This is a genomic window from Bradyrhizobium sp. UFLA05-112 (genome assembly GCF_053572325.1).
Genome location: NZ_JBANBK010000170.1, coordinates 1 through 6,140 on the forward strand (window position 1 = coordinate 1; position 6,140 = coordinate 6,140).

Sequence of the window (6,140 nt, forward strand, 5' to 3'; positions counted from 1 at the left end):
GCTCGGCACCGTGCTGCTTCAGGTGCTGCAGAATCTCGTCAATCTCCTGGGCATTCCGAGCTCGCTGAATTTCGCCGTTATGGGGACGGTGATCCTGATCGGCGTGCTCGGCGACCAGTATCTCATGCAGCGCCGCCGCACGACGACCGCAAAGGCGCGGCCGCAGGCGAACGTCGCGGCCGCGCCGCTGGAGCGCGCGAACGCGGAGTGAGGTTGACGCGCGGCGTCAGACCCAGCCGCCGTCGACGACGTAGTGCTGCGACGTGCACGCCGAAGCCTCATCGGAGGCGAGGAACAGCGTCACCTTCGCGATCTCGTCCGGCATCAGCTTGCGTTTCAGGCACTGGCGGCGCATCAGCTCTTCCACGCCTTCCGGGGTCAGCCATTTCGTGACCTGACGCTCGGTCATGATCCAGCCGGGCGCGATCGCGTTGACGCGGATGTTGTAGGGGCCGTAGTCGCGCGCGAGCGAGCGGGTGAGGCCGATCACGCCGGATTTGCTGGCGGTGTAGGCGGCCATGCCGCCTTGTCCCGCCATCCAGGAGACCGAGCCGAAATTGATGATGGCGCCGGCGCTCGCCGCCTTCATGTCCGGCAGGACCGCCTGCGCCGCGAAGAACTGATGCTTCAGGTTCACGGCGATGCGGTCGTCCCAATATTCCGGCGTCACCTCCTCGGTCGGATGCCGCTCGTCATGCGCGGCGTTGTTGACGAGGATGTTGATCGGGCCGTGGGCCTTGCGGGCCTCCGCGATGCCGGTCCGCAAGGCCGCGATATCGGTGAGGTCGACGTGGTGGAAATGCGCCGCGAGGCCTTGGTCTGACAGCTCGCGTGCCAGCCGCGTGCCGTCATCCGCCTTGATATCGAAGAACACGACGACGGATTTTTGCTGCGCAAAGCGCCGCACGATCGCTTCGCCGATGCCGGACGCGCCGCCCGTGACGAGAACGACCTTGTCTGCAAGGTCCGGATAAATGGCGGCCACGATGTCCTCCCAATACTGGTGTCCGGGCAATGCTTGCCCGGCAAAACTACTCGTCGGAACCTTAGCCACATGACCGGTGAGGTGCATAGATCAGAATTTTAGTTGCGTACCTCAAAAAATGAGGGCAGCATTGCCGCAACGACATAAGCAAGACCAAAACCAATAGTCGGGAGGAATGCTGATGAGGCTGCTCAGGAAACTGGGACTCGCTGCTACCGCATGGCTGCTCGCGCAAGGCGCGGCGATGGCCGACACCACGGTGAAATGGCTCCACATCGAGGTCAATCCCGCGCAGGTCAAGATCTGGGAAGAGGTGGCGCGGGCCTATGAGGCCTCGCATCCCGGCGTCAAGATCGAGATGCAGTTCCTCGAGAACGAGGCGTACAAGGCGAAGCTTCCGACCATTCTTCAGTCCAAGGACCGGCCCAACATCATCTATAGCTGGGCGGGCGGCGTGTTGAAGACACAGATCGAGGCCGATGTCCTCGACGACATCACCGACCAGGTGAAGGGTTATTCCGACACGCTGACGCCTGCGGCGCTTGCCGCCTTCAGCAGGGATGGCCGCGTCTACGGCTTGCCGACGGCGCTGTCGCAGGTCGGCTTCCTCTACAACAAGGAGTTGATGGCGAAGGCAAATGTCGATCCAGCCGCCATCAAGACCTGGGACGATCTGCTCGCAGCGGTGAAAACGCTGAAAGCCGCGGGCGTGACGCCGATCGTCGTCGGCGGCGCCGACAAATGGCCGCTGCATTTCTACTGGACGCACCTTGCGGTGCGGATCGGCGGCAAGCCGGCCTTCGATGCCGCGCTGCGCGGCGAAAACGGCGGCTTTGCCGGCGAGACATTCCAGAAATCCGGCGAACTGTTCAAGCAGCTCGTGGACCTCCAGCCGTTCCAGAACGGCTTCCTCGGCTTCAAGAATCCGCAAGCCGTGGGCTATTTCGGCGACGGCAAGGCGGCGATGACGCTCGCCATCAGCACCGTCTATCACCTGCAGCGCGCGCTTGCCGCCGACAAGGTGGGCCTCGGTGAAGACAAGATCGGCTGGTTCGATTTCCCGGTGGTGACCGGTGGCAAGGGCGCGCCATCAGACACGCTCGGCGGTATCACCGGCTGGCTCGTCACCAAGGGCTCGCCGAAAGAGGCGGTCGACTTCCTCAAATACTTCGTCTCCAAGGACGTGCAGACGCGCCTTGCCGCCGGCAATTACATCATTCCCGTGGTGAAGGGCGCCGATGCCGGGCTCAACAACGCCTTCATGAAGCGCATCGCGGACAATCTTGCGAAATCGAACTACCACCAGAACTTCTATGACCAGAGCCTCGGTCCTTCCGTCGGTCGCGTCGTCAACGACGTCGCGGCGGAGATTGCCGGCGGCAGCATGAGCCCGCAGGATGCGGCCAAAGCGATCGAGGCAGCCTGGAAGCAGGGCAACTGACCGTGGCGCGGCGGATGGCGACTTCGCCGGCGATGGGTGTGGTTGAGCCCGCACCATCGCCGATCGCGGTGCGCGGTCCGAGCTGGGACGGCCGGCTCACCGTGCTCGTGCTGTTCCTTCCGCCGGCGCTGCTGCTGTTCACCCTGTTCGTCGTGGTGCCGATCGGGGAGGCGGCCTGGTATTCCACCTTCACCTGGAACGGTTTTGGCCGGCCGACCAACTGGATCGGGCTCGACAATTACCGCTTCGTGCTCCAGACGCGCGCCTTCTGGCTCGCGCTGCGCAACAACGGCCTGATCATCGCGGTCTCGCTGCTCGTCCAGTTGCCGCTGGCGCTGACCCTCGCGCTCATGCTCGCCGAACGCTTTCGCGGCGCGGTCGCGCTGCGCATGCTGTTCTTCATGCCTTACATCCTGGCCGAGATCGCCACCGGGCTGATCTTCTCGTTCGTTTATGACGGTGATTACGGCCTCGTCGCCTCGATCTGGCGCGCCTTCGGTAGCGAAGCGCCGCATCTGCTCGCCTCGACCGACACCGCGATGCTGGCGGTGCTCATCGTGATCGTCTGGAAGTATTTTGGCTTCCACATGATGCTGTTCATCGCCGCGCTGCAGAGCCTCGACAGGAGCCTGATCGAGGCGGCGCGCATCGACGGCGCAACGCGCTCGCAGACGCTGCGCCACGTCGTGATTCCCTTGCTCTATCCGACCATTCGTCTCTCGGTATTCTTCGCCATCATAGGGTCGTTGCAGCTATTCGACCTGGTGATGCCGTTGACGCGTGGGGGGCCGGCGGATTCCTCGAATACGATGGTGAGCTTCCTCTACAACAACGGCATCTCGCGCATGCGGGTCGGCTATGGCAGCGCCATCGGTGTCATCCTGTTCATGATCTGTGTCACCTTCGCCTTCACCTACAAGCGATGGTTCATGCGCGATGAGTAACGTCGAGGTCACCCGCGCGCCGTTCGATCCCGCCGTGCTGTACAAGGCGATGTTCCTTGCTCTCGTCGCGATCTTCGTCGCGATGCCGCTGCTCGCGACCGTGCTCGGCGGCTTCAAGACGCTCGGCGAATTGCGCGTCAATCCGTTCGGTCTGCCGCGGCACTGGGAATGGCAGAACTACGCCGACATCCTGTTCTCGCAGCGCTACTGGCAGCTCCTGCGCAATTCACTCATCATCTCGACGCTGACGGTGACGCTCACTCTGATCGTCGCGTCGATGGCGGCATTCACCTTCGCCCATGTCCGGTTCTTCGGCAGCTCGATGCTGCTGAGCTACTTGACGCTGGGACTATTGTTTCCGGCCGCAACCGCCGTGCTGCCGCTGTTCATCAAGGTGCGGGATCTCGGGCTGCTCGATACCTATCTCGGCGTCGTGCTGCCGCAGGTCGCCTTCAGCCTCGCCATGAGCATCCTGCTGCTCAGGCGTTTCTTCAAGGACATCCCCTACGAGCTGCTCGAGGCGGCGCTGGTCGATGGTTGCAGCTACATCAAATTCTTCCGCTACGTGACGCTGCCGCTGTCGCGGCCGATCCTGGCCACCGTCGGCACCATCACCTTCGTCAATAGCTGGAACGCCTATCTGTTGCCGCTGGTGATGCTCAACACCGATGCGCTTTATCCCTGGCCGCTCGGCATCATGGTTTACCAGGGCGAATATTCGTCGGAGTGGCACCTGATCCTCGCCTTCATCACATTGACCATCCTGCCGACGATCATCCTCTTCCTCTTGGCGCAGAAGCACATCGTCGCCGGTCTCACCGCGGGCGCAGTCAAGGGATGAACGACACCTCACGGAGACAAGAATGAGAAAAGTCGGCATCGGCATCATCGGTTGCGGCAATATCAGCACCGCGTACCTCAAGGCAGCGCAGGGCTTCCCGGTCCTCGACATTCGCGCGCTCGCCGACATGCGCAGCGATGCGGCGGAAAAACGGGGGGCCGAGTTCGGCCTGCCCGCGATGCGCGTGGACCAGTTGCTCAAGCGCGACGATATCGAGATCGTGGTCAATCTCACGGTGCCGCTCGCCCACACCGACGTCAGCCTCGCGGTCCTGAACGCGGGCAAGCACGTTCATTCCGAGAAGCCGCTGGGCGTCAATGTCGCCGAGGCGTGCAAGGTGATGGATCTCGCCGCGCAAAAGAACCTGCGTGTTGGCTGCGCGCCGGACACCTTCCTCGGCGGCGGCCACCAGACGGCGCGGAAGCTGATCGACGACGGCGCCATCGGCACGCCGGTCGCGGGCAGCGCATTCTTCATGTGCCCTGGCCACGAACGCTGGCATCCGGCGCCGGGCTTCTACTATTTGCGCGGCGGCGGGCCGATGCTGGACATGGGGCCATATTATATCACCGACCTCGTGCAACTGCTCGGTCCCGTCGCGAGCGTGATGGGCTCGACCGCGCGGCCGAGATCCGAGCGTCTCGTGACCAGCCAGCCGATGAACGGCCAGATGATCCCTGTCGAGGTCGCAACCCACGTGGCCGGCACGCTTGAATTTGAAAGCGGCGCGGTGGTCTCGATCGCCATGAGCTTTGACGTGCCGAAGCACCGACATGCGCCGATCGAGATCTATGGCGACAAGGGCAGCATGCTGGTCCCCGATCCCAACCGCTTCGGCGGCGAGGTGCAGGTGGCGAAGACCGGCGGCGAGTGGGAGGCCGTGCCGCTGACCCATGGCCATGTCGAAGGCGAATTCCGCTCGATCGGCGTCGCCGATATGGCAACCGCAATCGTCACCAACCGGCCGCACCGCGCCAGCGGCGCGCTCGCTTTCCACGTGCTGGAGGCGATGGAAGCGTTCCAGGCCTCCGCCGATGAGGGACGCCGCGTCAAAATCGAGAGCCGCGTCGAGCGGCCGGCGATGTTGCCGGCCGGGCGTGAGACCGGACAGATCGACTGAGGATCATGACAATGCGCAAGGCAATGATTGTATGGGGTGGCTGGCCGGGACACGATCCTGATCTGTGCGCCTCGATGATACGAGGCTGGCTGAAGCAGGAAGGCTTCGAGGTCCGTATCGAGACCACGACGGCGGCGTTCGCCGATCCCGCGATCCACGACCTCTCGCTGATCATTCCGATCTACACCATGTCGAAGATCGAGAAGCCGGAGGCGCTCAACCTCTGCGCGGCCGTGCGCGGCGGCGTCGGACTCGCGGGTCATCATGGCGGCATGTGCGACGCCTTCCGGGAGTCCGTCGATTATCAATTCCTCTGCGGCGGCCAGTGGGTTGCCCATCCCGGCAACATCATCGACTACAGGGTGGACTTGACGAAGCCGGATGACCCCATCATGAAGGGTCTGAAGAGCTTTGAGCATCGATCCGAGCAGTACTACATGCATGTCGACCCCGCCAACGAAGTGCTGGCCACGACGACGTTTTCCGGCGAGCACGCGCCCTGGATCGAGGGCGTGGTGATGCCCGTGGTCTGGAAGAAGCGCTATGGCGAGGGCAGGGTGTTTTATTCCTCGCTCGGCCACCGCGCCTATGAACTGGACGTGCCCGAGATCAGGACCATGATGATCCGCGGCATGCTGTGGGCCGCGCGCGGATGACGGGCGGCGAGACGCAATCGGCCATGCGCGCGACGCTGGAAGACGTCGCGCGCATGGCCGGAGTGTCGCTCGCAACTGTCGATCGGGTCGTCAACCGTCGCGAAGGCGTGCGTGCCAAAACTGTGGCGCGCGTGGAGGCGGCGGTCGCAAAGC

General features: G+C 63.5%; 7 protein-coding genes and 1 pseudogene. 7 read left to right on the top strand and 1 reads right to left on the bottom strand.

Translation table 11 applies throughout. The features are described 5' to 3' along the window. Positions 1-211: pseudogene (locus SO180_RS41800) on the top strand (ABC transporter permease); the annotation flags it as partial. Positions 212-226: 15 nt separating this feature from the next. Here the strand turns inward: SO180_RS41800 and SO180_RS41805 are convergent. Continuing rightward, on the bottom strand, positions 227-985 hold the full coding sequence (locus tag SO180_RS41805) for an SDR family NAD(P)-dependent oxidoreductase (RefSeq protein WP_449384603.1): 759 nt from the start codon (positions 983-985) through the stop codon (positions 227-229). Positions 986-1,166: 181 nt separating this feature from the next. On the opposite strand from SO180_RS41805, the gene SO180_RS41810 reads away from it, so the two are divergent. The 6 genes from SO180_RS41810 to SO180_RS41835 form a co-directional block, all read left to right on the top strand. Beyond that, positions 1,167-2,426, top strand: a complete 1,260-nt coding sequence (locus SO180_RS41810; protein WP_449384604.1) for an ABC transporter substrate-binding protein — start codon at positions 1,167-1,169, stop codon at positions 2,424-2,426. Between the two features lie 2 nt (positions 2,427-2,428). Then, the gene (locus tag SO180_RS41815; protein WP_449384605.1) at positions 2,429-3,370 is read left to right on the top strand and encodes a carbohydrate ABC transporter permease; all 942 of its coding nucleotides are present in this window, start codon (positions 2,429-2,431) and stop codon (positions 3,368-3,370) included. Continuing rightward, positions 3,363-4,211 carry a carbohydrate ABC transporter permease gene (locus SO180_RS41820; protein WP_449384606.1) on the top strand — a complete coding sequence of 283 codons (849 nt, stop codon included), beginning with the start codon at positions 3,363-3,365 and terminating at the stop codon, positions 4,209-4,211. Before SO180_RS41815 ends, SO180_RS41820 begins: the two co-directional genes overlap by 8 nt. Positions 4,212-4,233: 22 nt before the next feature. Next, positions 4,234-5,331 carry a Gfo/Idh/MocA family protein gene (locus SO180_RS41825; protein ID WP_449384607.1) on the top strand — a complete coding sequence of 366 codons (1,098 nt, stop codon included), beginning with the start codon at positions 4,234-4,236 and terminating at the stop codon, positions 5,329-5,331. 11 nt (positions 5,332-5,342) lie between these two features. Continuing rightward, positions 5,343-5,987, top strand: a complete 645-nt coding sequence (locus SO180_RS41830; RefSeq protein WP_027521114.1) for a ThuA domain-containing protein — start codon at positions 5,343-5,345, stop codon at positions 5,985-5,987. Then, on the top strand, positions 5,984-6,140 hold a 157-nt coding region (locus tag SO180_RS41835), incomplete at its 3' end, for a LacI family DNA-binding transcriptional regulator (protein ID WP_449384608.1). The genes SO180_RS41830 and SO180_RS41835, both read left to right, overlap by 4 nt.

What these genes read in the sequence shown, in the direction of transcription:
- SO180_RS41810 (WP_449384604.1), top strand. Translation starts at nt 1,167, where the DNA reads ATGAGGCTGCTCAGGAAACTGGGACTCGCTGCTACCGCATGGCTGCTC.
- SO180_RS41820 (WP_449384606.1), top strand. Translation starts at nt 3,363, where the DNA reads ATGAGTAACGTCGAGGTCACCCGCGCGCCGTTCGATCCCGCCGTGCTG.
- SO180_RS41825 (WP_449384607.1), top strand. Translation starts at nt 4,234, where the DNA reads ATGAGAAAAGTCGGCATCGGCATCATCGGTTGCGGCAATATCAGCACC.
- SO180_RS41830 (WP_027521114.1), top strand. Translation starts at nt 5,343, where the DNA reads ATGCGCAAGGCAATGATTGTATGGGGTGGCTGGCCGGGACACGATCCT.